The sequence below is a fragment of the Bacillus cereus group sp. BfR-BA-01311 genome, assembly GCF_022664295.1.
Lineage (GTDB): Bacteria > Bacillota > Bacilli > Bacillales > Bacillaceae_G > Bacillus_A > Bacillus_A cereus.
This window is the reverse complement of sequence record NZ_JAKUHC010000007.1, coordinates 61,989-88,209: the sequence shown is the minus strand read 5'-3', so window position 1 is coordinate 88,209 and position 26,221 is coordinate 61,989. Positions and strand designations below refer to the sequence as shown.

Sequence of the window (26,221 nt, the reverse complement as noted above, 5' to 3'; positions counted from 1 at the left end):
TAGCTTGAGGGGGGAAGTTTGTGTATAAAGTAATTGCGAAGAGGCTTTTAAATGCAATTCCGCTTTTATTTGTTATTTCTATTATTTCTTTTCTATTAATAAAACTAGCACCGGGGGATCCGGTTCGAAACTTTGTAACGCCAAACATGAGTCCAATTGATGTGGAGCGTATTCGCAAAAGTTTAGGACTAGATCAACCAATTTACGTGCAGTATTTTTTATGGTTAAAAAACATTTTAACAGGAAACTTTGGTTACTCACTTCAAAATCATCGTCCTGTTTTGGAACTTATCACAGAAAGATTACCTGCAACAATTGGATTAATGGGATCATCTTTACTCGTCTCATTCGTAATCGCAATACCGCTTGGACTATTTACAGGTGTGAAAAAGAATTCATTCTTTGACCGCATTGTAAACTTTATTTCATACGTTGGTATTTCTATGCCGGTTTTCTGGTTTGCACTACTATTAGTCTACTTATTCTCTTTAAAATTGAACCTACTTCCGAGTATGGGTATGCGCACCGTAGGTAAAGATTCTGTCTGGGATATTGTGCAACACGGCATTTTACCTTGCATGGTGCTAGCGTTCCAAAACGTATCTGTTTATATGAGATATATTCGTTCAAGTACGATTCAGCAATTAGAAGAAGAATATGTACAAATTCAATATGCGTACGGCGCTTCAAAGAAAACGGTTTTATTTAATCACGTACTTCGAAATGTATTAATACCGATCATTACAATTTTCGGATTATCGATTCCAAGTTTAGTAGGTGGAGCATTTATTACGGAAACAGTATTTTCATGGCCAGGACTTGGTTCACTTGGGGTAAATGCTATTTTTAGATTTGATTATCCGATTATCATGGCAATTACATTACTATCATCATTCATGTTAATTCTCGGTAACTTAATTGCTGATATTTTATATGGCGTAGTAGATCCGCGCATTCGAATGAGGGGGTGATTTGGAATGAATAATAGGAGATTTCAAACGATAAAACATAGCTTTACGAAAAATAAGTTTGTTGCAATGGGAGTTATTATACTTGCGATTTTAACGGTCGCATCAATTTTCGCATTCGTGTCGCCGTACGATCCTAGCAAAATGTCGATTCCAGATCGCTTACAAGAACCGAGTATGAGTCATCCTTTCGGAACGGATGATTACGGAAGGGATTACTTAACGAGAGCGTTATATGGCGGACGAGTTTCACTTGCGGTCGGTTTCCTTGCGATGGTTGTTTCTATTACAATCGGTACTGCAGTTGGAACAATTAGCGGGTATTTTGGCGGAAAGTTAGACAACTTTTTAATGCGAGTTGTTGAAGTGCTTATGTCAATTCCATCATTCTTTTTAATGCTATTATTAAATGCGTATTTAAAACCAGGAATTACGACGTTAGTTCTTATTATCGGATTACTAACATGGATGGACACCGCCCGTATCGTAAGGGCAGAAACGTTATCTGTAAAAGAGCGTGAGTACGTTTTATACGCAAAAGTATCAGGACAAAAGTCACTTATGATTATTGTAAGACATATCATTCCTAACATTTTATCAACCATTATTATCGCCGCGACATTAACGATTGCGACATCAATTTTAATGGAATCATCACTTAGTTTCCTAGGTTTAGGTATTAGAGAACCAGATTCTTCTTGGGGCAGCATGCTAAACAATGCGCAAGGATATATTGGTGAAGCTTGGTATTTAACGCTCTTCCCAGGATTTCTTATCCTTTTAACGGTACTTAGTTTTAACGTAATTGGTGAAGCATTGAAGAAAGCTTTCGCACCAAAAGGAGCCGGACATGAAAACTAAAGTGTTAAGTGAAAGGAGTGAGAAGCGTGTCTGAAAAACTACTAGAAGTGAAAAATTTAAAGACTTCTTTTTTCATAGAAAGTGGCGAAGTTGAAGCGGTTCGCGGCGTTACATTTCGCTTAAATAAAGGAGAAGTAGTCGGTATCGTTGGGGAATCTGGAAGCGGAAAGAGTGTAATGGCGAAGTCTGTTATGTCTCTCGTTATGTCACCAGGAAAAGTGAAAGAAGGGGAAATCCTTTTTCATAATGAAAACATACTTTCTAAATCTGAAAAAGAATTACGTTCTATTAGAGGAAATCAAATTTCACTTATCTCTCAAGACCCAATGTCAGCGCTGAATCCGGTCGTGAAAATTGGGAAACAAATGATGGAAGTAATTATACGTCATCAAAAAGTGAAAAAGAAAGAAGCAGAGCAAATCGCGATTAACTTGTTAAAACAAGTCGGCCTTTCGTCGCCAGAAGAAAGGGTAAAACAATATCCGCATGAACTAAGCGGTGGTATGAAGCAGCGAGTTATGATCGCAATGGCGATGTCTTGCAACCCTGACCTTCTTATTGCGGACGAGCCGACGACTGCACTTGATGTAACGATACAAGCACAAATACTAGATTTAATGAAAAACTTAAAGAACGAAACGAATATGGCGTTACTTCTTATTACGCATGACTTAGGAATCGTCGCGCAAAACTGTACGCGCGTTATCGTTATGTACGGCGGGCTTATTATGGAAGAAGGACCTGTACTTGATATTTTCCAATCGCCGAATCATCCATATACGAAAGGGCTATTAAACTCTTTGCCAAAAATAGCGAACGGCGTAAAAGAAAGACTCGCTCCTATTCAAGGTGTAACGCCAAACTTATTAAACCCGCCACAAGGTTGCCCATTCGCAGAGCGTTGCCCGCATGCGATGGACATTTGTGAAAAAGAACGTCCGCCATATTTTGAAATTGGAGACGGAAGGCGTTCCATGTGCTGGTTAAATGATAGGGCGGTAGGTGATTCCCATGCATGAAGAAAACTTAATTGAAGTTCGGAACTTAAAAAAGTATTTTCCTATTAAAAAAGGACTATTCGGTAGAAAAACAGAGCAATTAAAAGCAGTCGATGACTTAAGCTTCACTATTAAAAAGGGTGAAACATTCGGGTTAGTAGGAGAATCTGGCTGCGGAAAATCAACGACAGGAAGAAGTATCATTCGCTTACACGATGTCACTTCAGGTAACGTTTTATTTGACGGAAAAGATATCGCAAGTTTAAAGGAAAGTGAACTAAAAGAATATCGAAAAAGAATGCAAATCATTTTCCAAGATCCATACGCATCATTAAACCCGGCAATGAACGTATTCCAAATTATTAGTGAGCCAATGAACATTCATGGATCTTATGAAAAAGAAGAACAAAAAGAAATCATATTAGACCTGCTCAAAAAGGTAGGCTTAAAAGAAGAACATTTATATCGCTACCCGCACGAATTTAGCGGGGGCCAGCGCCAGCGCATTAGCATCGCGCGCGCACTATCTGTAAAACCAGACTTTATCCTATGTGACGAACCAATCTCAGCACTCGATGTCTCAGTCCAAGCACAAGTCGTAAACATGCTGCAAGACATCCAAGAAGAAACAGGCGTCACATACTTATTCATCGCACATGACCTATCGATGGTAAGGCACATATCAGACCGCATCGGAGTCATGTACTTAGGAAACATAGTAGAAATTGCCGACAGCGAAGACCTATACACAAAACCGGCACATCCATACACACAAGCACTACTCTCATCCATGCCAGAACCAGATCCAACAAACATAGGAAAAGAACGGATCATCCTAGAGGGAGAAGTACCAAGCCCACTAAACTCACCATCCGGCTGCAAATTTAGAACGCGATGCAAATTCGCCACTGAAAAATGCGCGCAGGAAGTACCGAAGATGGTTGAGATTGCGAAGGGGCATCAGGTGGCTTGTCATTTGTTTTAGAGGGAGAGCACTAGGGGGACCTGGTGCTTTTTTTTTTTGCGTTGGGGTGTGGGATTGGTTGTTAGTTTAGGAGATAACGCGCTCGAAATTTGTCGGTAAATCGATATGTTGTGTCGGTAAATCGATATGTTGTGTCGAAACGTTGATATATTCGGAGTTACGATCGATATAATTGAATAATCGTTGATATATTTTTGTAAAGAGTGGGATTAGTTGTAGATTAATGTAGAAATTTAATGTTTTCGAAAAAAAGAATTGACTTCTATATTAGTTGTAACTAAAATAGTTACATAAAGATATAATCAATTTAGTTACAACTAATATCTGCTAAAAATATGATTTATATATTTAATTAAGGATGGTGGTCCATACGTTGCCACCCGGTGTAGAAAGTTACTAACACATTCAAATCGATGCATATTCTAAGCTTTAGTATTTTCTGTTACGGGGCAATAAGGTGAAACGTTATCTTTTGTTAAAAACCTTGGTGGATCTTTCTTTGGAAATATTAGTTTTGGGGAAATATAGTAAGGTATCTAAAAAAGAATAAGGTATAAAAAGATGTACTTATATAAACCAAAAATTTAGTTGAGCTGGATAATAAAAAAAAGGTAGGAGATTTAAATGGAGACGAAACAAGATAATCTTATTTACGTATGGGATGCATATTGTGGATGGTGCTATGGTTTTTCAGAAAGTATTAAAGGATTTTACAAAAACCACACTGAAGTACCATTAACGGTTTTATGTGGAGGGTTATTTTTAGATAATTTACCAATGAAAAACTTTTCATATATAGAAGAAGGAAATAAAAGAATTAATCAACTTACAGGTGCTGAATTTGGTCCTTCCTATCAAAAATTGGTGGAGGAAGGGACTTTTAAAATGAATTCGAAAGATGCTGCAATTGGTTTTTCAGCTTTACGCTCATTAGCGCCAGACCGTTTATTAGAATTCACTTCGGCTATGCAAAAAGCGTTTTATTATGAGGGCCAAAGTCTGAGTGATCCAGAAACATATCGCAAAATTGCAATCGAGCATGGTTTGGACCCTGAACAAGTATTAGAACGTTTAAACGCTCAAGAAACAATAATAGATGTCCAAAATGATTTCAATAAAGTTCGACAGCTTGGTGTTAATAGCTATCCTTCCTTACTTTTACAAAAGGATAATCAAATTATTCCTATTGGTGGTGGCGTAATGACGCCGGATAAAATTGAAGCGCGTTTTAAAAATTTATATTAAGAAAATTTAGGATATAGTAGCAAACATGTTATCTTAAGCTACCTGACATTTATCTCCGGAATATTCGCCAGTACTATTACACTTTCAGATAAATGGGAGTGGGAGATTTTATCCCGCTTTAACGGGCAGTAAGACCCCCACCTCAAAATTCAGTGGAAGCAAAGAAGTTAGGTGGGGGATCAACTGTCCGTAAAAGTCCGATTGGTGTGGGCTAATAATCAGTGGGGGATGAACAAAACCCCCACTGATTAAAGTTTCACTTTATCGGAACAAGATAAAAATATGATAATTAGTTAATAACTTTAACAATAGAAGAAAACTTATTTAAGTAGAAGAGGTAGGTATATATGAAATTAGAGAAAAGTTTAATCATAACAATTATTTCTGTATTTATTTTAGGAGTAGTTTCGACTTTGGTATATCAAGCTTCCACTGGTAATAACAAAGGGAACTCAATTAAGAGCGAAAATGTCGCTTCTGTATCAAAAGAAGTAAAAGAAAATGAAAAGAATAAAAAGATGGTAGTTGATTTCTATAATGAAGTTTTTAACAAACATAATATCGATATTATCCCTAAATATGTTAGCGAAGATTATAAGCAACATAATCCTTTTGTTGCTGATGGACGAAAAGCCTTCATGGATTTCTTTAAGGATGATTTTGTTAAAAATCCTAATTCCTCTGCAGAGATTAAACGTGTAGTAGCTGAAGGGGATACAGTTGCTCTTCATGTACATTCTCGTACTAATTCTCAAGATAAGGGAGTTGCTATAGTGGATATATTTCGTATCAAGGATGGAAAGATTCTCGAACACTGGGATGTAATTCAAGAGATTCCAAGTGAAGCAGCTAATGATAATACGATGTTTTAGATAGAAGATATATTTAATAATTGTTTAATTGATAGTGCTGTATATAATTTGGAAATTTAGATAATAAGTTATCAAATTTAGAAAATATTTTAAAATAGCATATTAAATGATGGCACAAATTAATACGAAATAGCTCTTTAATAAAAAATCCTACTCATTAAAAAATGAGTAGGATTTTTTATTAAAGAATAGTGCTAATTTTTTGATTCGGCACCATCTAAATTTGGAAACCATGAAAGTATAGGTACTCTATATCCACGTAAAGTAAAATCGTAATTTTTTCCTTCTTTTATGTTTGCTTGCAGATCCACTGAATGAAACTTCATCATAAGAAGGCTATCCTCATTAGAAATAACTTTTTCGGTTCCATTTTTTTGCTCAACCTAGTACAATCTCACCGATATAAAAAAGGACCACCATTACTGGCAGTCCTTTTTTGGTAGTTTTAGAAATTAAATTATAACATATTAATATACAAATTTTAAATATACTTTTCCAAAAGATACTATAAGTTTTTTATAATTCTTGATTTCTAAATTTTCATTGCATGATGAATTTTCTAATAAGTATTAACAACTAACAATAAAATTATCAATCCAATAGATTATTAGAAAAAACTGGTTATCCATATGATTTTTTGGTAAAATATAGATATAATTTAAGAGGGTAAAGTTAATATAGATCAACTAAGTAATGCTAAGAAAATGTTTTATTGCATAAAAAAAGGCTCCATTGCTGGAGCACTCAAAATAAACAAACGAATTAAAACAAGAAACAGACAATTTAACTATATAGATAAAACATAAATAAATCTATATATATGTAAAAATGCATATAAAAACTCTATTTATTGATGCTATAATAGGTTTACTCGATGATTGTTATATTTTTTTATGGTTTTTAAGCAATAAATACCTTCTTAACACCAAGTGTACAAGTAAAAGAAGACATCTTAAGCGATGTCTTCTTTTCTTATATAATAACAACACAATAAAATTAAGATGGTTCAAGTGGGAGGAAGGCACCTTTGGGTGTTTTTTCTTTGTCGAATTTGCCTAATAGGGGCAGCACCACATTGCTATCAAGTTAAAAAATTTTTTTCACCCAAAACAAAAAAACGAGCTGAATTCACATAAATAACTATGGAAGAAAACAAAAACTTGGGATTAAAGAACTTGTGATGTGTGACTATATTGGCTGTTTTTATCCAGAAGGATATATTAATCCTGAGTATACATTTGTATTTAATCATGAGGATATCGAAGAAATTATATTTGTAGGTTTTATAGATGAGGAAGAAGAGGCATTTGTAGGATTGCTTAATTGAATAGGATCTAGAAACAGGTGATCTTCAAATTCCGATAAAACTAGCAATCTCCACGCCGAAATTGGACAAATCCTAAGCAGGGAAAAAACGGACGCGAAAATGATGAAGAGATTACTATTTTCAAATCAGTTAGTTTGGCTGTAGTAGATATTATCGTTGCGAATTATTTGTATGAGAAAGTAGTGGAGCGCGGGATGGGATTGAGTTTTGAGGGACTGCCTTTTGGTGGTCTTTTTTGCATAAAATCTTGTAAAGTAAGAAAAAGTTGAATATTAATATTCTAATATTCAATAGAAAGATAAAATGTTTTAAAGTTCAAAATAATACATTATAATATATTTAGTAAAATTAACCAATTTATATTTTGCTCATTATGTATTAAAGGGGAAATGAAAATGGCTGGACAAATTCGTATGTCACCAGAGGAGCTTAAATCGAAAGCAGCTCAATATGGACAAGGTGCAAATCAAATTGAGGACATTTTAAGTCAACTACAAAATTTACAAAATGAATTAAGAGGAGAATGGGAAGGTCGTGCTTTCGAAGGTTTTGACCAACAGTTCAATCAATTAAAGCCAAAAGTACAAAACTTCGCACAGCTATTACAAGAAATTAATATGCAGCTTAATAAAACTGCAGAGGCTGTTGCTTCTCATGATGAAGAATTATCACGTAATTTCGGTTTGAAATAAAAATTGTCATACTCTATATAACAAGCATTTCAAATGAGCCATACAGCTTATATTGTATGGCTCATTTGATTGCATGCCCAACTTAGCTGGACACACGTTTAAAAAGAGTGATATTGATAGGGAATTTTCATATATTTATTGGGATTTCTTTGGCATGTTCTGAAAATTAGAGAAAGGATTTGAGTGATGGGACAATTTCAAAGTAATTTTCAAACGGCACAACAAATTGCTACGCAGATGAGAACAGCTTCGAATATAATCCAAAGTGCAACAAATCGTTCTATAACAAAGGCGACGCGTACAACACTATCTGTTAATTCCAAAGCACAAGAAGCGAATCAACAAATGTTAGATTTTACGAAACAATTTTCCACTGCCTTTCAACAAGCGGTCGATAATATTCATTCAGTAGCCCAAGAGTTTGAGAGAATGGATAACGAACTTCACAATACTTTTCGCTAATGTGACAACCTACGTAAAGGTAAAATAGTAGGAGGAATATAATGAGTCAAGATATTGAAAAACAAATCAATCAAGTAAATCAAAAGTTAAGAAGTGTATTTGAAGAACAAGACCGAAATCAATCCGCGATTCACATTCAGGAGCAAGCGGAAGCAGATTTTTATGAATGGAGAGGTCGAAACCATCGTTTGTTTGATCGAATTTTAGGAACTTGGTATGGTGATAGAGAAATGTCTCAATTTTTTATGAATACATATCAAGAGGCACAACATATTGAACGAAAAGTCACATTTGAATTAGAAAACCAAAAAGAAACGTTGCTTAAAGAAAGACGAAACCTTAGTGATTTAGAAAACGACCTTTCCTATCAACAACAACAATTAGCGAGGGAGGTCAATGCATGAGCTTAAATATGTATTTAGGAGAAGTACAAGGCCAAACTCAAAGTATGAATGCTGTATGTAACGCTACTATTCAAGGTATGGAACAAGTCATTCAGTCAATTGATGCCTTTGCAATTGATACTGTTCTACAAGGACAAACTTATAGCAGTGCAAAATCATTTTTTGTACAAACCTTTCGTCCTTTAGCGCAAGGAATCATTTATCTGTGTGAAGAGTTAATTCGCCAGAACGATGCTTTTCCAAGTCAATTTCAATCACAAGTCGCTTCCACAGATGTAATTGAACAAGAAATATTAGAACAAATTCGAGAAATTGACCGAATGAAAGCAAGTATGGAAGCCATCAGTCAAGCTATGCCAATCCCAGGTATGGACGCTATGGCGAATCTTTTTACTGTGATGAGGAAAAAACTGCAAGAAAAGCTGGATCATTTGTATCAATTCAATCAGACCTCTAGTAATAATTATAGTACAGCACTTCAATTAGCAGCTAGTATTGCTGCAGGTCTTGCGGAAGTTCAAAGTGGAAAAGGCTTTAGTCCTGCAAGTGGTACATTTAGTACGCAAGGGTTGAATATGGAATGGACAACTTCAATTCAAGCGATTACAGAAGAGAGGGCACGACAAGCTGCCAATTCAATTGAAGAAGGTGAAATGTGTGGTAAGCTACCTGAAAAATCTACTGGTGAAAAAATTTGGGACGGTATTGTAGAGGGTACGGGACAAGCAGTTAGCGATACAATAGACGGAATAAAAGCTTTAGGAGATTGGGAAACGTGGGAAAACATGGGGAACGCTGCTTTGCACCCTATTGATACCCTTAGTACCATGTATAATACATTGTCAGATTCATTTATTAATGATGTAATAAATGGAGATGCTGAAAGTCGTGCTAAATGGGGAAGTTATGCTTTAACACAAGTTGGATTAGGACTTATTGGTGATAAAGGATTAAGTAAAGCAAGTAAATTAGGTCAAGCAGGTAAAGTGACCAAACTAGCAAAAAATAAGATTCCGCAAGCTGTTTCACATATTACAAGTAATTTACAAATGGGAGATCGCTTTGCTTTTGCTGGTGGAAATAGTTTGCGGTTTAGATTTGATACGCCTGATTTTAAAAAAGCTGAAGAAAAGCTGTCGACCTATCAGTTTGCTAGAGGTGAAAGTAATTATGGTGGGAGTAATTTTGTTAATGAAAATCATAGATCTTCACTTTCTAATAGGGAAATTATATCTAATTTACAACATACAGAAAAATTTAGACCAAATACACTCAAACATATCCTAGAGGGTGAAATAAATTGGCGTGGTGACGCAATGGGTTATCATACTGAAGTATTGGAGAATACACCTGGAAAAATAATTAGCGGAACAGAAGAGATATTAAATGATCAAGGCATTTATAAAGCTAGGGTAGAAGTGAATGGAACCCCTAAAACTGGAAATAGAGGATTTTCTACATTTTTCCCTAAAGATTGGAGCCCGCAAAAGATTGTAGATAATATAAATGAAGCATATAATAATAGAACGTATGAATTTGGTAACACATATTCTGGAATAGGTTCAGAGGGTATAAGGATTAGCATGTATATAGATGGGAATGGGAAAATTATCTCTGCTTTCCCAGCGGAATAAATTTTATCTTTAGTATAAAGGAGTACAATAGTAATGAAATATCCATATAGCTTTGAAGTACTTACCAATGGAAAACTAGTTATGAGGCTTCCTCAAGAAATTAAACTTATGGAGACTTTTTTAGGCGTTGAAGTTTCTGCGTTTGGAGATTGGATTTTAGAAGAAATACATAGTGTTTTAAATGGGAAAGAAAATTACGTAGTAGTAAATGGAAACATTTGTGGTTTAGAAATTCGGAAAGATACAACTACTGTCCTAGACAATTTGGCTGAAGATGGTAAGGGAGATTTTTGTGAGATAGAAACGATTGAATTAGTAGATTTAATTCATATTTGGCAAGATAAACAAAAAAAATTTAAAAAAGGAAAAAATAAAGAATTGAAATAATAGATAGAGCTGACTTCTTATAGAGGTCAGCTCTATCTATTATTTCATATTTCTCCATTATCTCAGGTTTTAAAGTCTTTTTTCCTAAATAATTATCAGCAATAGTCATTGCAAAAGAATCTAAAGGTATTTAGATATGATGATGGGTGGAGAGATAGTTCGCATGAATTTTGGTGTGATCCATTTAGTGGATTAAGAATTCGTTTACAGGAAGAGATTGCTATTGTATCTGATTTTATAGAAAATTTATATGAAGTGGATGAATATATAAAGATTTTAGACGATGCTGTAGAAGGGAAATATCTCGATTTTGAATTAGAATATAATGCTGCAGTAGTAAATTCTAATAGTCCGTGGAAATGGAGGTAGATTAGTGGTGGAGAAAAATTAACAGCTCCCCAAAAAGCTATTATTAAGCAGGTTGCTATTGAGAAAGGTTTAATACCTGATGTTCCTATGAAATTAGGTACACAATATCCTGATTTTAAGAAAGCTGGTTTAATTATTAAATCGGATGAGTTACCAGAGGAAATGTGGTTGGCAAGTGACAAACAACAATTTAAATGGTTAGATGCCAGGTAAAATGGAATTAGTACCATTTGGAATACATAATAGCATATTTCATAAAGGTGGGCGGAGTGAAGGACATTGGTCTTATAGATCTAAAGGTAGGTAAAGAAATGGAGGAATTAAAATGAAGATTAAAAATGGTAGTGAACTTCAATCACCAAATGATGAATTAATTGAATCATTTGAGGAATATTGTGAGATAAAATTACCAAATGATTTTATAGATTTTTTGAAAAAATATAATGGCTCTATTCCAATTACTAATGTTTTTTCACATGAAAAAAACGAACTTTTAATTGAACGTTTCTTATGTTTGTTGGAGGACCCAGAAGATGATGATGAAAATGGTTGGTATGATATAGAGGTTGTATTATCTGATATCGATACTCGTTTAACGGATGATGAAGATTTAACAGGGATAAATGTTATTCCATTTGCTGTTTTATTCGCAGGTGATTTTCTTTGTTTAGATTTTAGAGAAAAGGAAATACCATCTGTTGTGGTATGGTATCATGAAGAATCAGAAGAGTTGAATCAGGTAACTAGTGAAGTTGCAGATAATTTTAGTGAGTTTTTAAGTATGTTAAAAGAATAATGTAAGAAAAATAATTAAATTTTATTTATGGGTTTGAATTTGTATTAAAGTTTTTTTGCTTTTAATATTTTAATTAAAAAAGAAGACTAATATTTGCTTTTTAATAGGTTGATATATATTTTAAAGAAATTAAAGGAGAAATGTATCAAGGATATTATCCTTTTCTTCTTTATTGATACCAATGTATTTAAGTGTAAATTGTGGGCGATATAGATTGTTATAAATCCTAGGAAACAGCAATTACAATACACTCTATTTCGTGGGGTATTTGGCATGGTATGTTCAGTAGGATTATTAGTTATAACCCAAAAGTTTGCATATGGAATGTTAGGATTACAAACCCCTATCTATTTTATTTTTTCGGTTGGTTTGTATATTTTTGCTATGAATTATTATTATAAAAATCATATTAAAAAACTTCAGGAATCAATCAAAAAATAAAATCATCGAAAAAAAACTCTGGTTTTGGAGTAGTGGCTTTTGTAGGATTGGGTCAACTCATTGCTAATATCAGTCTTGGTTTTGCAACACAAAAGATGGTAGCAATTGTATTAATGTGTGTATACTCCATGTTTTCGTTTATTTTGTTTCATTTCATTATGGAACTCCATAGGTACTATTATTTAAGGAAGCATATAGAAGATGGGGGAAAAGATAGTGATAAATAGGGAGTTTTATAATTATGAACAACATTACATGGATTAATGTAAGTGAGAAAAAAGTTACAGATGAACAAATTGAACAATTAGAAGAGTACTTTGGTATTAAATTTCCTAATGATTTTATTGAGTGTGTAAAGAAATATGATGGTGGCTATCCTACTCCAGATACATTCAATATTCCTAATCAGGATGAAGATTCACTTAATAACCTTTTAACCTTAGACTCTGAGAGAAAAATTTCTATGCTGCAAACATATAATAGTATAAAAGATAGATTGGTAGATAAAGTATATCCTTTTGCTAGAGACCCGTTTGGTAACCTTCTATGCTTTGATTACCGAAATAATCCTCAGTCACCAACAGTCGTATTTTGGGACCATGAGGAAGAAGAAATGGAAGAATCCATCTATCCTGTTTGTTCATCTTTTGCAGAATTACTTGATAGCTTATATGAGTTTGAAGACGAGGACGAATAATTAATTATGAGTAACAAAAGTAAGACTTATGTGAATTACGCATAAGTCTTTTTAATATTATCTCAAAGTTAAGAAGATTGAGGGGGAAAATTCTCATGAATCTAGGGGAGCTAGTTTAAAAGAAATTAAAAGACAATTAAATATACCTAGATTTCAACACCCGATTAGTCAAAAGATGGTACCATTAACAGATAGTAATGGTAAAAGGATATTGAATGATAATAAACAGCCTATTATGACTCGAGAATTTACATATGAAGTAAAAGGTCAATCAAGATTATTCAGAGGGTCATAAGTTTGGAGAAGGTGGAGTTGGAGATCATCCACCGCATCATAATGTAAGACCTGAATACAATACACGAACAGGACAGGTAGATGGTATGGAGGATTATTATTATTTTGAGAAGAGAAATAATAAATAGGGAGTAAAAAATGATTGATCAATTTAAATTTTTAAATCCACAAGCGTTAATTAGTATTTTTGGGAAAATACCAAAGTTTGAAGAATCAGAGTTAGTAGATGTGCGTCTTAAAAGAGATGGTCCTACTTTAGTTATTCAATTGATGATAAAGGAAAAAGTTGAAAATAAGCCAAAACGATGGAATAAGTGGGATGTAATTTATGTAGAGATATCTTTCTTTACTATTTATAATTTAACAATAAAAGGTTTAGGGACAGAAAATATAATTGATTATTTTGAAATAAATAAGATAGAAGAAGGTTTATTAAAAATTAAGTGTAAGAATCAAATGTTAGTTGAGTGCTCGTTTGAATGGGCGAAGGTAGAAGGAGTAACCCCAGGCTTAATAGGATTACCGTAATTTTGATGGGAAGTAGATAGTTAATTTTTATAATATTCATATTTTAATGTTTTGGAGTTAAGTCAGGAATTTATAAAGGACATTTGAAACGTTGATAGTGTTGCAAACATATGAAGCGGAAATTACTAAAATTAAGATACCTAATTATATACCTGTATTAGGTGATTATGATATAAGTTCTAAAGGTGAGATTGTAATAGGTGGGTATGGTTATAGATTCCGCAGGAGTTTCATTTAAGTTTGAGAAGGAATCGAGATAATAGAATGCGAAAATTTTCAAAAATAGTTATATGTGTTGGTGCGTTAATAATGATTATACTAGGCATGATTGTATATGATATATGGAAGGATAGGATTTATTTTTCTTTAGCTGTACTTTTTGTTACCGTACTTTCTTTACTATGGAATATAGTTGCTCATAATATTATGGATAAATTTATGGGGAGAGAATGAATAGTTATGAAACTTTTACTGATTGGAACAGTAGCGGGGTGGTTTAATTAATATGAAAAAAAGTATAGATTTTAATAAGAAAGCTTTTGCACATTATATGGCTCTTTATCCTGTAAATGAAATAAGAGTCCACGTAATTGTCCTTGTCCTTTTGGGGGCAGACGTGTTTGTTCTCTTGCCTGCGTTTGCGAATCCTTTTCGATTACTCTATGTATATATAGTAACTCCTCCAGTTGTTTTTTTAAATTTGTGGGCGATATGGATTGCTATCAATCCTCGGAAACGACAGTTACAATACACTCTATTTCGAGGAGTATATGGCGCCATATGTTCAGTCGGATTATTGGTTATAACTCAAAAATATGCTTATGAAGTGTTACAATTACAAACTCCTATCTATTTTATTTTTTCAGTTGGTTTGTATGGTGTTGCTTTGTATTATTTTTATAAAAATCATATTGAAAAACTTCAGGAACCAAGAAAAAAATCAAAGTCGTCGAAAGGAACTGGTGGTGTAAAAGTAGCAGCTATTGCAGCTGGATTGGGGCAGTTAATTGCTAATATAATTCTTAGCATTGCAACACAACAGATGGGGGTAATTGTATGTATGTGTGCATGCACAGTGTTTTCGTTTGCTTTGTTTTATATGATTATAGAACTCCATAAGTATTATTATTTACGGAAGCATATAGAAGATGGAGGGAAAATACGTATAGGATTTTAAAGAGGATTTGTTGCATTTCAAGTGTATAATTGCATTCTTCTTATAGTTGGTTAAAGGATAGAAAAAATAGGAGGAAAGTTAATCTAATAAATGAAAAAATTATTTTATCTGTTGTATTTTGTTTGGTAATGCTATTATCTATTTTTATAGTTTAAATGTATTTTTTAATCATAATCAAATTGATAGTTTATTTTTTAAAGGTTTTGAAACAGTTGAAGAGTTAGAGTTAAGAGATAAACTATCAAAATTTTAGTGAAAAGGTAGATTAATTATATGTTTTCAGGATTTCAATGGTTTCCTAAAAAATGGTGAAAAAGAAAAGTTTCAGAACAGTTTCATCAATCAAAGTTTGCTGATGAAGGTAAAGGTATTTTGATTACTATTTATGCTATAGATTTGTATTTTATATCTATTCCTTTAAAGGTAAAAAATATAATTAGTTTTAATCATAAATATATTCTTTATTTGAAGGTTGGGGTAGTACCCCATCACCATCAACTTAAGAATTCACAATTACCCCAAAACGAAAAAATGAGCTCTTTGTTATAAGTTAGCATAATTTTTGGTTCTGGGGGGACTATAAAATTCTATTTTTATTTACCGATTACTACCAATAATTTTGATAAGCGAGAGCTTCAACTTTTGTAGAGGTAGTAGCAACCACTAAATAATTGTTATCTACTAAAATGGTATATGCATTTTGTGGGATTACGTTGCTGGGATTTAATTATCTTGTTTGTATCAAATTGATTTTGCGGAAATATTAAATCGTCGTAACAAGACTTTAATTCGTTATATATATATAATTTATATTCTAATAAAATATATTTTGCTAATGACTAGATGTTAGAGATAATGTATTTTGCTGACTATCTATAAAATCGCTGGTTATTACTTATAAGTATCTATAAATATCTATAAAAATATTTTAAATATTTTTATAGATATTTATAGATACTTTTGATAAACTATTTTACGATAAAAAATTTTTAGCGGGTATAAAATATGAGGACTTATGATGTGAAAAATTCAATGTTTAGCTTACTAGATTTTTATATTGAAAATCTAGAGATAAGGGAGGAAATATATAAGTTTATTGAGTCTAAAGAAGAACACGGATTTTATTTTAGTAGATTAACAATTTTACATTTTGAAATGTTTAATGGCAGTTCCAATGAAATTATTAAAGCGGCTTCAGCAGTTGAGTACTTAAATTTAGCTCTTGATATCATAGATGACATTCAAGATGAAGATAATGCAGGAAATGCATGGGGAAGCATAAATAAGGCAACCTTGCTTAATTATGCTATTTTGCTTATTTTTATTAGTCAAAAAATTTTGATAGATATTGAGTTAATGAAAAAAGATGCAATTTTACGTTATTTTAATGAACTTACTATTACAGCAATTCAAGGACAGCACTTAGATTTAAATATGGTTTGTACAAATGAGGAACAATATTTAGAAATAATAAAAAAGAAATCTGGTGCATTAACGTCTTTAGCAGTGGTAATTGGTGTTTTAATTGCTCAAGATAATTATGCATTAGAAAGTATCATTGAGTATGCAACATACATAGGGATTTCAGGACAACTGCTTAATGATGCTTCAGATGTAATTAGATTAGATGATAAAAGCGATGTAAGAAATAAAAAATTGACGTTTCCCGTTTTATATTTATTAAATCATCCAAGTCAAAACCTTACTATTGTAAAATCCTACTATAATGATGAGATCGGTTTTGGTGAATTGATTGAAAATAGAGAATTAATAATCAAGGAAATATTAAATTCAAAAGCAATAGAATATACACTAATTTACAAAGAAATTTTTGTTCAAAAAGCACTTGAAATAGTAAAGGGAATCGCTTTTTCTAATCAGAAAAAAAAATATGAATTTATAGACTTTTTATTAGGTGGGGGAAAATAATGAAAGAGTTAATGTATTATTTAAGTCAAAATCCAGAACTTGTTTATAAATTAGAGAAAAATGAGTTAAGTTTAGTTATCGATCCTAAATGGGGAGTTAGCAATGAAACGATAGTAAATGTTTTGAAAAAATCTATTGCTACTTTGCGTAGTGAGTATTGGCAATAACATTTTTAACCGATTAGGGATTTCCTAATCGGTTTCTTAAGTAGAGGGGGAGGAATAGTGAAAAGAAAAAATATTTATATATCAATGATAATAATTACCTATTTTTCTTTTTTGCTATATATTGGAGTGAAAATAATTTTCAATCCATACATTGGAGTAGAGGTTAAAAGAGAAGGGGCAACTTTAACTATTACGGATGTTTATAAAAATAGTTGGGGCAGTGAATATTTGAAAGTTAATGATAAAATAATTGAGGTATTCCCTTATTATGATGAATCTTCTGGGAATTTAGAAGGTGCGAAAAAAATAAAAGTTATAAAAAACCACAAAATTATAGAGTATGAAGTGAACTATAATCATTTGTTTAGCCAATTATTTTATCATTTAATTATTCCTTCAATTTTTATTGGGGTTTGTTTAATATATTGTTTTGTATTGTATCGAGATGAAAATTTTAATGAATTACATAGAAATATTATTTTTATTTGTTTAATGCTGTCAATTGGCTATTTTAGTGCTGGTGCTTCGGCGAGAGGAGATATACTATCAAGAGAAATAACAGGTTTATGTTTTAACATAATACCAGTTCTATTAGCCCATAATTTATATTACACTTTTTCATATTTGTTTATAAAAAAACATATTTATAAATTTTTCTATTTTGCTTATATACTATCATTTATTATTTGTATAACTGATTTGCTTGGTCATTCAGTAGATATAAGTAAAGTTACAACTGTAATAAGATTAGTTTTTTTTAGTTTAAGTAACTTATTATTATTTATTTTTATTATAAAAATATATTTTCAGGTGAAAGAGAAAAAAGATGGTCCGGTGCTAAGGATATTTTTATGTGGTCTTTGCATTTCCTTCTTACCGATTTTCATTTTATATGTTATTCCTAAAATATTGTTCGATAAATGTATAGTTCCTGCAGATACTGCTGCATCTTCTTTGATAATTTTACCAACAACATTGTTCTATTTAACTAAAAAAGAAATATATTTTGACGTGGATTATTTATTAAAGAAAATTAAACAGTACTCGTTATTTGCGCTGTTTCCTAGCGTTATTATTGTAATGCTTAGTACTAATATAGAAAATGAATTGAGTTATTTATTTTTATTTATTATTTGTTTACTAATATGCTTTAATATTATTTTCTTTTTAAGGGATAACTTAGAGGAAAAATTTAAAAAGCATTTTACTCATCAAAATAGTTTATATAATTTTATAAAAAAGACATCATATATTTATTCATTAGAAGATTTAGTAGATTGCATGAATCAGGAAATACAGGAAGTATTTAATGGTGTAGAGGTTACTTCTTTTAAATTAAGCATGAAGACAAAAATGTGTTGTAGCGAAGTTGCTTTAAACTGTAGTCATGTTGATTTATTGTTTCAAAAATTACTAAACAAAGGAAATGATATATACCAATTAAATAATGTTATTAATGTGGAGAATCAAGTATATTTAGTTTTAGGTGAAAATAAATCAATCTACACGATACTGCATTTAACGGAAAAGTTAAATAGCATTCAATTTAACCCTGAAGAAAAAAAGTGGATTGAAATGCTTATGTATTACGCGTGTATTGTGTTTGAAAACTTGAAGAAAATAGATGTACTTCTTTTAGAAATTAAACAATTAGAAAAAGATACTTCTAAATACCCTTATTGGGTTTCAAGGTTATTCTGTACCATTTCAGAAAAGGAACACATGAAATTAGCAAACGAGATACATGACAATATCTTACAAGATCAACTCTTGATTTATAGAGAGTTCGAGCAAATAACAACTACTTTAAAAGATGGACATGAAATTCCTATTGAAAAAATAGATGGTCTAAAAGAAAATTTATTAGATAATATTTATTTAATTAGAGAAACTTGTAATAATTTAAGACCTGCATTTTTGCAAGAAATTGGAATTAATGAGGCGTTGAAGAATTTAATTCAAAAAATTCAACTTCATGCTAATTTTGAGGTTATATATTACTTTGATGAGTTGCAAAATTTCTCTAATGAGGTAACTATAAATGTTTATAGAATTATACAGGAATTGTTAAATAATGCTATAAAACATTCGTATGCAACTAAAGTAATAATAACGCTACAAATAAAGGATGGTAATTGTATTTTAAATTATAAAGATAATGGAGTGGGATTTAATTCTAGGTATACGGAAAACACCAGCTCAATTGGACTTTTTAGTATAAAAGAAAGAGTTCATGCGATGAAAGGAGATATCACTTTTACTTCAGTACCAAGTGAAGGATTAAGTGTAAATATTTCTTTTGTAGAAACAAATATTTGGTAGGAGTTGTAAACAAGGATTATGACTAAAGTAATAATTATTGATGATCATCCAGCTGTAGCGCAAGGAACTAAATATATTCTAGAACAAGAAGGTAATTTTAAAGTTGATATGACCTTTTCTAGTATAGAAGGATTAAAACTGATGGAAAGAAATAAATATGAAGTAGTAATTTTAGATTTACATATGCCTGAAATTAACGGTATAGATTTAGCAAAAATGATTTATAAGAAACATCAGGCTAAAATTATTATTTATACAGGATATAATATAGATAACTATTTTAATTTACTTGTAGAGTGTGGAGTAATTGGATTAGTTAGCAAAACTTCTTCTCCATCACAATTAGTTAATGCAATAAGGTGTGCAATTCGTGATGAAGCAGTGCTACCTGTTACTTTACTAAGGCAGTTACGTCGAACATCTTTAAAAGTATTAGACGATCAGTCTAATATAGATGTAACAGTTACTGAAGAGGAACAAGCTATCCTTATTGAAATAGATAAAGGATTGACTAATAAATCCATATCTCAAAAATTACATGTAAGTCAAAGGACTATAGAACATAGATTGACATTAATATTTCAAAAACTAAACGTCACATCTCGAATAAAGGCAGTAGCAAAAGCAAAAGAATTAGGATTAATTCCTGATAATAAGAATTTAAATGATTAAAGCTCTATTATTTTAATAGAGCTTTAATCATTTATAAATCAGAAAATTAAATTTTTTAAGATAATTTAGACCGCCAATAAAATGTGGTAATCCGCATTATGTTGGCGGTCTAAATTGTTTGTAAATTCTATATAATAAGAAATTGAAAGGAGGGCTTCATATTTATCTTATTGGTAGCGATATTATTGAAGTAGATAAAGTGAAAGAGTCTATTAATTATTTTGGAAAAAAATATTTACTAAAACTATATACTGATAAAGAGATAGATTATTGTATGAGATTTTATAATACATACGCTCAAAATTTTGCTGCTAGATTTGCTGTAAAGGAAGCAGTTATAAAAATACTTAATCCAAGTGATTATCACATTAGTTTCAGAGATATTGAGTTAGAAAAAAATAATGATGGTTCTTGTAATGTAAGACTTCATAATAATGCAAGGATTTTAGCTAAAAACAAAAATATTAATGATTTTTCTGTAAGTTTAAGTCATGAAGAAAAATATGCATTAGCTACTGTAATAGCTAGTGTTAAACGAGGAGATTAAAAAATGGAAGAGCAAATTAAAATGATTTTGAAAAAATATGGAAAATTAACAGTGGAAGTAGAAGAGTTAAATGAAAATAGTAATTTATATGAAGCTGGTTTGTCTTCTCATTCTAGTGTTAATGTCATGTTAGCATTAGAAACGGAATTTGATATAGAGTTTTCAGATGAACTACTAAGCAAAAAGATGTTTGCTAGTATTACGAATTTAAAAGAAGCTGTTCAAGCAGCCCAGAATTAATTAAAGGAGAGATACTAAAATGATTATTGAAGAACTATCAAAAAAAGATATTATTTTTTCTAACCTTAAAGAAATTGGGAAAGTTATGCAAGATAATGCTGATGATGTAGATAAGAAGGGAAGATTTCCTCATGAAGCAATAAATGCAATGAAAGAGTTTAAATTGATGGGGGCATATATTCCAGAAAATCTTGGTGGTCTTGGATGTAATATGAGGGAATTAGTTGAAATAGGTAAAGAACTTGGTAGATATTGTGCTGCATCAGCAATGATTTGGGCTATGCATCAAATTCAATTAGCTTGCTTAGTACATCATGGTATGCATATGGATTCCATCCGTGATTACCTAAAACGTGCTGCAGAAAACCAACATCTTATTGCATCTATTACTTCAGAAGTAGGTGTAGGAGGAGATATTGGTAGAAGTATTGCAGGTGTGGAGATCACAAATCAAATTGGGACTTTACATAAAAAAGCATCAGTGATTTCTTATGGGAAATATGCGGATTCTTACTTAACGACTGCAAAAAAATCTCTAGATGCTTCTGAAACAGATCAAGTTTTAGTGTTATTTGAGAGTAAAGATACAGTGGCAGAACAGACTACTGTATGGGATCCTATGGGAATGCGTGGAACATGTAGTCCAGGGTTTAATATTCAAGCTACCTTTCCTACAGACTATATCCTAGATACACCATTTAAGGATATTGCAGTCCAAAGTATGGTACCTGTAACTCATATCTTGTGGGCTTCAGTTTGGAGTGGTATGGCAAGAGATGCCGTGTCAAAAGCTCAAAAAGCTACTAAATACAAAATGAAACAAAATTTAAAAAATGGAATTCAGGGCACAGTGAATAGTCAATTAGTAGAAGTTGATAATAAGTTGACACTAATGATTAATAATTTGGATATTTGTACTGATAAATACAGTGGATTAATTAATGAGATTAATACAGATTCTCGAGGCTTATATGCATTAGATTTCACTTTACAACTTAATAATTTAAAAATGGTATCTTCAGAAATGGCTGTAGAGATTGTACAAAAATCAATGTATATCTGTGGAATTGTAGCTTATTTAAATAATACACCATATAGTCTAGGGAGAAGTTTTAGAGATATTATGTCATCGGTAGTTATGATTCATAATGATCGTTTATATGCAACAAATTCTTCATTACTTATGTTACAAAAATAAATTTAGATAGGGGAAATAGAAAATGGAAGCAGTACTTACAAAATCATTATTAGATGAAGTTATTGAAGCAGGACATTTTATTCCAACAGGTGTTAAAGGTGTTTATGGTAAAGGAAAAGATATGAATCAGTTACTAATTAATCTGGAAAAATATATTTCAGATATAGGTCGTACTTCTGATACAGAAATAATGATGTTCCCTCCAGTAATGAATAAATTGAATATAGAGAAAACCGAATATTTAAAATCTTTCCCGCATTTATTAGGGAGCGTTCATGCTTTCTTTGGAGATGAGGAAAATCATAAACAAATGTTAGATAAAATCAGTAATCAAGAGGATTGGACAACTGAATTTAAACATACTGATGTGGTTATGACACCAGCTGCATGTTATCCTGTTTATCCAAATCTATCTGGTGATTTACCTGAAAACGGAAGGGTTGTTGAGGTATCATCATTTTGTTATCGACATGAGCCATCTGATGAACCAACAAGGATGCAATCTTTTAAAATGATTGAGTTTGTAAAAGCAGGTACACCTGATGATGTGAAAACTTGGAGACAAGAATGGCTTGAAAAAGCTCAAGTGGTTTTATCTAATTTAGAATTAAACTATGAAGTAGAGATTGCGAACGATCCGTTTTTTGGAAATGGAGGTAGATTGCTTAAAATTAATCAAAATCAATTGGAACTGAAATATGAGATTGTTATACCTATAAATAGTTTTGAGAAACCTACTGCGGTTGTTTCTTCTAATTATCATCAAGAGCATTTTGCTAAAAAGCATCAAATTTTCACAGAAACTGGAGAGGTAGCTCATACATCTTGTATTGGTTTTGGCTTAGAAAGGTTAGCTTTAGCGCTACTTAAAACACACGGTCTAAATGTATCTCAATGGCCTGAAAGTGTCAAAAAAGAGCTTGATTTATAAAGATGAGGGGGTGTTTTAACTGAAAAAGTATACACTAATTGGAACACTGGTATTAATACTCTCAGCCTTTTTGTCTTCAATTAATCAGGTTTTCTATGCAAAGTGGGTTCAAGATATAGATCCATTTGTATATAGCTTTTTAAGCTTTTCTATAACATTGCTATTTTTCTTAAGTTTAACTGTTCTTAAAAGTATTAAAGTTAAAAAATCTAATATTAAGTTAAATAATAAAAGAGCAGGTATGAATAGTATAGTCGTATTAAATATAATTACAGCGATAATATTTATATGTTTTTATTATGCGAACAAGTATATAGAACCGGCTATTGTAAGTGCAATTGAAATAGGGATTGGCCCTATAATAGCATTAGTTTTAAGTTTAATTATTCAAAAAATTAATATATTAAAATTCGATATTTATGTCTGTCTGGGTATATTGATAGGAACTTTAATTCTAGTTTGGGCTTCGTTAAGCGGTAAGTCAGGGATAGCAAGTGACGCTTCATTCACGTATAAAGGTTTATTGGCAACATTTACGGCTGGAATAGGTATGGTTTTAGCAACTATTTATTCTAAAAAGTTAAGTCAAGCTGGATGGAGTACATATGAAATTTTAGCTCACAGATTTTATATGTTAGTGCCTGTCACAATAGTTTTTGTTCTAAATAAAAAAGCTTCTTATATCCTTGATGTATTTCAAAGTAACTGGAATTGGATAATTGTATTTACATTTTTAGGTTTAATTATTCCATTATACCTAATTCAGGTAGGAATAAAATATTGTAATCCACTTTTTGTGTCGGTCACTCTAACACTCGGGCCAGTCTTTACTTTTGTTTTTCAATTGTTAGACCCAAGAGTTAAGTGGTCATGGATATCGCTATCTGGGATTGGATGCCTTTGTGTATTTGTAATAATCAAAATGTTCATTCAAAATGTGGGTTTAAATAAGGAAAAAACAAAAGGGGAGAAATTAAAGCATGCGTAATGATGATTATTGTGTCATTGTAGATGCCTATTCTACAGGGAATCAAATGGCAAAACATTTTAAAGAATATGGATTTGAGGTAATTCACGTACAAAGTTCAAAAATTATCTCTTCTGTTTTTGAACCTTCATTTAGAAGAAAAGAATTTGAAATTAATATTATTCATAATGGAAATCTAATAGAAACATTAGAACAAATTAAACAGTATAATCCTAAACATATTGTTCCTGGTGCTGAGACAGGGGTAGAACTAGCCAATGAACTGGCTAAGGAATTATATTTACTAAGGAATGATGATGATAAAGTACATGCTAGACGAAATAAATTCATAATGAATGAATTAATTAGGGAAGAAAAGCTTCCAGCGGTAGAACAGTTGAAAACTAACGATTCAGAAAAAGCTATCGATTGGGCTCTTGATCTTAATAAGTGGCCTGTTGTAGTTAAGCCTCTTCATAGTGCAGCTTCTGATGGAGTAGCCTTTTGTTACAATGAGAATGAATTAAAAGATGCTTTTAATAAAATTGTTAATATAGAGAACTCACTTGGAATATTAAATGATGAAGTTTTAGTTCAACGCTACCTTGAAGGGCCTCACTATGTAGTTAATGCTATGACACATGAAGGAAAACATTTTATAACAGATATATGGAGACATGATTTCTTTAAAGGAAATGGAACAACTGTCATTTATGACAAAATTCAACTGATGCCATATGATCGTAAACATTATTATGAGATGACTAAATATGTTGAGGATATTATTACTATTTTGGGAATTCAATATGGTCCAACTCACACGGAGGTTAGATTGACAAATGAAGGGCCTAGATTAGTTGAAGTGAATTGTAGAACTATGGGTCTCTCATTAAAAGAAGAAGTAATTTCAGATGCACTATCTTATAGCCATTCTTCATTAGCGGTTGATTGTTATGCTAATCCGAAAAAATTATTAGAAACGTTACAAAACCAAGAAAACTATTGTATTAAAAAGTATGTTTCTGTAGTATTTTTAAATTCGCAGCAAGAAGGAGTAATTGAAAGTATCGATGGAATAGACTTCGTCAAAGGATTATTATCTTTTGCAGATATACAATTAAGTAAGAATGTAGGAGATCATTTATACAAAACTACTAATGTAGAGACGCATCCTGGATTTGTTATATTAACTAGTACATCAAAAGAGCAAATCGAAAATGATTACCTTGAGCTACGTAGACTTGAAGAATCAGAAGGATTCTTTAAAACTAAAATGCTTGTCAAAAAATAAATACCTATATACAGCATGTTTTTAGTAAAAACATGCTGTATATAATTTCTATAAAAGAGGTTATATCTATGGGCGGATACTTTGAATTTTTAAGAAAGAAAGATGATGCAGAGTTTACGTTATTCTGCTTTCCTCATGCTGGAGGAACAAGTGAGTTATATAAGAATTGGGATGAAATTATAAACGAAAATTGCAATGTGTGTATACTAACTCTACCAGGAAGAGGGAGAATGGCTTTAGAAAAGCCGTTTCAAGATATAAGTAAGGTGTTAGAACAGCTGAGCCGAGATATTGAAAGCCTCTTAGAAAAACCATTTATCTTTTTTGGTCATAGTATGGGCGCATTAATAAGTTATGAATTAGCTAAATTATTACAGAAGAATTTTAAAAAACAACCAGATCATATATATGTATCAAGCTATCCCGCTCCTCATTTATTAAATGAAAATCTAATTAAAGATGAAATAAATGATGCAGAGTTAATAATAAAATTAAAAGAATTAAATGGAACACCAAAAGAAATATTAAGCCATAAAAGGTTTATAAAAATGTTACTTCCTATTATAAGGGCGGATTTTGCAGTTTTAAATTCTTATAACTTTAAAGAAGGGGTAATTCTTGATTGTCCAATAACAGCTATTATTGGTACTAATGACAATTTAAATATTGAACAGGCAAAAGAGTGGTTTAAACATACTACTAATATGTTTACTTTAAAAATTTATCATGGGGATCACTTCTATTTAAATGATCTTAGTATACAAAATGAGTTGGGTCAATTAATTGAAAAGGATTTCGCAAAATTATAAATAAAAATTTA

28 protein-coding genes and 6 pseudogenes are annotated in these 26,221 nt (G+C 31.5%); 33 read left to right on the top strand and 1 reads right to left on the bottom strand.

Going from position 1 to position 26,221, the window contains the following annotated elements:
* Window positions 1-20 precede the first annotated feature (20 nt).
* The 16 genes and pseudogenes from MR136_RS17630 (at window position 21) to MR136_RS17560 (ending at window position 12,000) form a co-directional block, all read left to right on the top strand.
* The gene (locus MR136_RS17630; RefSeq protein WP_000278778.1) at window positions 21-971 is read left to right on the top strand and encodes an ABC transporter permease; all 951 of its coding nucleotides are present in this window, start codon (window positions 21-23) and stop codon (window positions 969-971) included.
* A 6-nt stretch (window positions 972-977) separates the two neighbouring features.
* Complete coding sequence (locus tag MR136_RS17625; protein WP_001065278.1) at window positions 978-1,829, top strand: ABC transporter permease; 852 nt, start codon at window positions 978-980, stop codon at window positions 1,827-1,829.
* A gap of 26 nt (window positions 1,830-1,855) precedes the next feature.
* On the top strand, window positions 1,856-2,848 hold the full coding sequence (locus MR136_RS17620; RefSeq protein ID WP_017674477.1) for an ABC transporter ATP-binding protein: 993 nt from the start codon (window positions 1,856-1,858) through the stop codon (window positions 2,846-2,848).
* Window positions 2,841-3,812: an ABC transporter ATP-binding protein gene (locus MR136_RS17615; protein WP_000544130.1), complete on the top strand. Its 972-nt coding sequence runs from the start codon at window positions 2,841-2,843 to the stop codon at window positions 3,810-3,812. The genes MR136_RS17620 and MR136_RS17615 overlap by 8 nt, the downstream gene beginning before the upstream one ends.
* Window positions 3,813-4,436: 624 nt before the next feature.
* Window positions 4,437-5,057, top strand: a complete 621-nt coding sequence (locus tag MR136_RS17610) for a DsbA family protein (RefSeq protein WP_000448622.1) — start codon at window positions 4,437-4,439, stop codon at window positions 5,055-5,057.
* Window positions 5,058-5,404: 347 nt separating this feature from the next.
* Complete coding sequence (locus MR136_RS17605; RefSeq protein ID WP_242259547.1) at window positions 5,405-5,929, top strand: nuclear transport factor 2 family protein; 525 nt, start codon at window positions 5,405-5,407, stop codon at window positions 5,927-5,929.
* A gap of 1,141 nt (window positions 5,930-7,070) precedes the next feature.
* Window positions 7,071-7,256: pseudogene (locus tag MR136_RS17600) on the top strand (DUF4176 domain-containing protein); the annotation flags it as partial.
* Window positions 7,257-7,372: 116 nt separating this feature from the next.
* Window positions 7,373-7,525 (top strand): ornithine cyclodeaminase, encoded by a 153-nt coding sequence (locus MR136_RS28615; RefSeq protein WP_230641402.1) that lies wholly within the window; start codon window positions 7,373-7,375, stop codon window positions 7,523-7,525.
* A gap of 126 nt (window positions 7,526-7,651) precedes the next feature.
* Window positions 7,652-7,948: a WXG100 family type VII secretion target gene (locus MR136_RS17595; protein WP_000918587.1), complete on the top strand. Its 297-nt coding sequence runs from the start codon at window positions 7,652-7,654 to the stop codon at window positions 7,946-7,948.
* Between the two features lie 186 nt (window positions 7,949-8,134).
* Window positions 8,135-8,410: a TIGR04197 family type VII secretion effector gene (locus MR136_RS17590; RefSeq protein ID WP_000529655.1), complete on the top strand. Its 276-nt coding sequence runs from the start codon at window positions 8,135-8,137 to the stop codon at window positions 8,408-8,410.
* A gap of 41 nt (window positions 8,411-8,451) precedes the next feature.
* Complete coding sequence (locus MR136_RS17585) at window positions 8,452-8,814, top strand: DUF3958 family protein (RefSeq protein WP_000076122.1); 363 nt, start codon at window positions 8,452-8,454, stop codon at window positions 8,812-8,814.
* Window positions 8,811-10,448 (top strand): ribonuclease, encoded by a 1,638-nt coding sequence (locus MR136_RS17580; protein WP_000056051.1) that lies wholly within the window; start codon window positions 8,811-8,813, stop codon window positions 10,446-10,448. The genes MR136_RS17585 and MR136_RS17580 overlap by 4 nt, the downstream gene beginning before the upstream one ends.
* Window positions 10,449-10,481: 33 nt before the next feature.
* On the top strand, window positions 10,482-10,835 hold the full coding sequence (locus MR136_RS17575) for a type II toxin-antitoxin system toxin (protein WP_242259546.1): 354 nt from the start codon (window positions 10,482-10,484) through the stop codon (window positions 10,833-10,835).
* Between the two features lie 108 nt (window positions 10,836-10,943).
* Window positions 10,944-11,174 (top strand): annotated as a pseudogene (locus MR136_RS17570) (hypothetical protein); the annotation flags it as partial.
* A gap of 232 nt (window positions 11,175-11,406) precedes the next feature.
* Window positions 11,407-11,511 carry an HNH endonuclease gene (locus MR136_RS17565; RefSeq protein ID WP_098343272.1) on the top strand — a complete coding sequence of 35 codons (105 nt, stop codon included), beginning with the start codon at window positions 11,407-11,409 and terminating at the stop codon, window positions 11,509-11,511.
* 18 nt (window positions 11,512-11,529) lie between these two features.
* On the top strand, window positions 11,530-12,000 hold the full coding sequence (locus MR136_RS17560; RefSeq protein ID WP_017674472.1) for an SMI1/KNR4 family protein: 471 nt from the start codon (window positions 11,530-11,532) through the stop codon (window positions 11,998-12,000).
* A 129-nt stretch (window positions 12,001-12,129) separates the two neighbouring features.
* On the opposite strand, the pseudogene MR136_RS17555 reads toward MR136_RS17560, so the two are convergent.
* Window positions 12,130-12,204: pseudogene (locus MR136_RS17555) on the bottom strand (integrase); the annotation flags it as partial.
* Here MR136_RS17555 and MR136_RS17550 point away from each other — a divergent pair.
* The 17 genes and pseudogenes from MR136_RS17550 to MR136_RS17465 form a co-directional block, all read left to right on the top strand.
* Window positions 12,196-12,668: pseudogene (locus MR136_RS17550) on the top strand (hypothetical protein); the annotation flags it as partial. The pseudogenes MR136_RS17555 and MR136_RS17550 sit on opposite strands and share 9 nt — an antisense overlap.
* Before the next feature lie 14 nt (window positions 12,669-12,682).
* The gene (locus tag MR136_RS17545; protein ID WP_001060032.1) at window positions 12,683-13,138 is read left to right on the top strand and encodes an SMI1/KNR4 family protein; all 456 of its coding nucleotides are present in this window, start codon (window positions 12,683-12,685) and stop codon (window positions 13,136-13,138) included.
* A 332-nt stretch (window positions 13,139-13,470) separates the two neighbouring features.
* Window positions 13,471-13,560, top strand: a pseudogene (locus MR136_RS17540) (HNH/endonuclease VII fold putative polymorphic toxin); the annotation flags it as partial.
* A gap of 10 nt (window positions 13,561-13,570) precedes the next feature.
* Window positions 13,571-13,960, top strand: coding sequence for an immunity 50 family protein (locus MR136_RS17535; RefSeq protein WP_139846939.1), 390 nt, complete (start codon window positions 13,571-13,573; stop codon window positions 13,958-13,960).
* A gap of 505 nt (window positions 13,961-14,465) precedes the next feature.
* Window positions 14,466-15,137: a hypothetical protein gene (locus MR136_RS17530; protein ID WP_078421577.1), complete on the top strand. Its 672-nt coding sequence runs from the start codon at window positions 14,466-14,468 to the stop codon at window positions 15,135-15,137.
* 154 nt (window positions 15,138-15,291) lie between these two features.
* Window positions 15,292-15,390, top strand: a pseudogene (locus MR136_RS28610) (DUF4176 domain-containing protein); the annotation flags it as partial.
* Between the two features lie 767 nt (window positions 15,391-16,157).
* A complete protein-coding gene (locus tag MR136_RS17515; RefSeq protein WP_242259545.1) occupies window positions 16,158-17,066 on the top strand; it encodes a polyprenyl synthetase family protein in 909 nt (302 codons plus the stop codon).
* Window positions 17,066-17,233, top strand: coding sequence for a hypothetical protein (locus tag MR136_RS17510; protein WP_017674467.1), 168 nt, complete (start codon window positions 17,066-17,068; stop codon window positions 17,231-17,233). The genes MR136_RS17515 and MR136_RS17510 overlap by 1 nt, the downstream gene beginning before the upstream one ends.
* A 57-nt stretch (window positions 17,234-17,290) precedes the next feature.
* Complete coding sequence (locus MR136_RS28605) at window positions 17,291-19,555, top strand: sensor histidine kinase (protein WP_242259544.1); 2,265 nt, start codon at window positions 17,291-17,293, stop codon at window positions 19,553-19,555.
* An 18-nt stretch (window positions 19,556-19,573) separates the two neighbouring features.
* A complete protein-coding gene (locus MR136_RS17500) occupies window positions 19,574-20,227 on the top strand; it encodes a response regulator transcription factor (protein WP_000169852.1) in 654 nt (217 codons plus the stop codon).
* Window positions 20,228-20,369: 142 nt separating this feature from the next.
* Complete coding sequence (acpS, locus tag MR136_RS17495) at window positions 20,370-20,774, top strand: holo-ACP synthase (RefSeq protein WP_000675803.1); 405 nt, start codon at window positions 20,370-20,372, stop codon at window positions 20,772-20,774.
* 3 nt (window positions 20,775-20,777) lie between these two features.
* Window positions 20,778-21,014: an acyl carrier protein gene (locus MR136_RS17490; RefSeq protein ID WP_000392448.1), complete on the top strand. Its 237-nt coding sequence runs from the start codon at window positions 20,778-20,780 to the stop codon at window positions 21,012-21,014.
* A gap of 19 nt (window positions 21,015-21,033) precedes the next feature.
* A complete protein-coding gene (locus MR136_RS17485; protein WP_078421633.1) occupies window positions 21,034-22,212 on the top strand; it encodes an acyl-CoA dehydrogenase family protein in 1,179 nt (392 codons plus the stop codon).
* A 22-nt stretch (window positions 22,213-22,234) separates the two neighbouring features.
* A complete protein-coding gene (locus MR136_RS17480; protein WP_017674465.1) occupies window positions 22,235-23,143 on the top strand; it encodes an amino acid--[acyl-carrier-protein] ligase in 909 nt (302 codons plus the stop codon).
* A 19-nt stretch (window positions 23,144-23,162) separates the two neighbouring features.
* Window positions 23,163-24,131 (top strand): DMT family transporter, encoded by a 969-nt coding sequence (locus MR136_RS17475; RefSeq protein ID WP_323655473.1) that lies wholly within the window; start codon window positions 23,163-23,165, stop codon window positions 24,129-24,131.
* Entirely contained in the window at window positions 24,124-25,401 is a 1,278-nt protein-coding gene (locus MR136_RS17470; protein ID WP_001243216.1) for an ATP-grasp domain-containing protein, read from the top strand. Before MR136_RS17475 ends, MR136_RS17470 begins: the two co-directional genes overlap by 8 nt.
* A 68-nt stretch (window positions 25,402-25,469) precedes the next feature.
* A complete protein-coding gene (locus MR136_RS17465; RefSeq protein WP_000509653.1) occupies window positions 25,470-26,210 on the top strand; it encodes a thioesterase II family protein in 741 nt (246 codons plus the stop codon).
* Window positions 26,211-26,221 lie beyond the last annotated feature (11 nt).

Bases quoted from the DNA above. Each gene is read 5' to 3' on its own strand.
- MR136_RS17500 (WP_000169852.1), top strand. From the start codon at position 19,574: ATGACTAAAGTAATAATTATTGATGATCATCCAGCTGTAGCGCAAGGA.
- MR136_RS17530 (WP_078421577.1), top strand. From the start codon at position 14,466: ATGAAAAAAAGTATAGATTTTAATAAGAAAGCTTTTGCACATTATATG.
- MR136_RS17605 (WP_242259547.1), top strand. From the start codon at position 5,405: ATGAAATTAGAGAAAAGTTTAATCATAACAATTATTTCTGTATTTATT.
- MR136_RS17585 (WP_000076122.1), top strand. From the start codon at position 8,452: ATGAGTCAAGATATTGAAAAACAAATCAATCAAGTAAATCAAAAGTTA.
- MR136_RS17535 (WP_139846939.1), top strand. From the start codon at position 13,571: ATGATTGATCAATTTAAATTTTTAAATCCACAAGCGTTAATTAGTATT.
- MR136_RS17470 (WP_001243216.1), top strand. From the start codon at position 24,124: ATGCGTAATGATGATTATTGTGTCATTGTAGATGCCTATTCTACAGGG.
- MR136_RS17485 (WP_078421633.1), top strand. From the start codon at position 21,034: ATGATTATTGAAGAACTATCAAAAAAAGATATTATTTTTTCTAACCTT.
- MR136_RS17465 (WP_000509653.1), top strand. From the start codon at position 25,470: ATGGGCGGATACTTTGAATTTTTAAGAAAGAAAGATGATGCAGAGTTT.
- MR136_RS17480 (WP_017674465.1), top strand. From the start codon at position 22,235: ATGGAAGCAGTACTTACAAAATCATTATTAGATGAAGTTATTGAAGCA.
- MR136_RS17610 (WP_000448622.1), top strand. From the start codon at position 4,437: ATGGAGACGAAACAAGATAATCTTATTTACGTATGGGATGCATATTGT.
- MR136_RS17590 (WP_000529655.1), top strand. From the start codon at position 8,135: ATGGGACAATTTCAAAGTAATTTTCAAACGGCACAACAAATTGCTACG.
- MR136_RS17565 (WP_098343272.1), top strand. From the start codon at position 11,407: ATGCCAGGTAAAATGGAATTAGTACCATTTGGAATACATAATAGCATA.
- MR136_RS17615 (WP_000544130.1), top strand. From the start codon at position 2,841: ATGCATGAAGAAAACTTAATTGAAGTTCGGAACTTAAAAAAGTATTTT.
- MR136_RS17595 (WP_000918587.1), top strand. From the start codon at position 7,652: ATGGCTGGACAAATTCGTATGTCACCAGAGGAGCTTAAATCGAAAGCA.
- MR136_RS17575 (WP_242259546.1), top strand. From the start codon at position 10,482: ATGAAATATCCATATAGCTTTGAAGTACTTACCAATGGAAAACTAGTT.
- MR136_RS17560 (WP_017674472.1), top strand. From the start codon at position 11,530: ATGAAGATTAAAAATGGTAGTGAACTTCAATCACCAAATGATGAATTA.
- MR136_RS17510 (WP_017674467.1), top strand. From the start codon at position 17,066: ATGAAAGAGTTAATGTATTATTTAAGTCAAAATCCAGAACTTGTTTAT.
- MR136_RS17625 (WP_001065278.1), top strand. From the start codon at position 978: ATGAATAATAGGAGATTTCAAACGATAAAACATAGCTTTACGAAAAAT.
- MR136_RS17545 (WP_001060032.1), top strand. From the start codon at position 12,683: ATGAACAACATTACATGGATTAATGTAAGTGAGAAAAAAGTTACAGAT.
- MR136_RS17580 (WP_000056051.1), top strand. From the start codon at position 8,811: ATGAGCTTAAATATGTATTTAGGAGAAGTACAAGGCCAAACTCAAAGT.
- MR136_RS17490 (WP_000392448.1), top strand. From the start codon at position 20,778: ATGGAAGAGCAAATTAAAATGATTTTGAAAAAATATGGAAAATTAACA.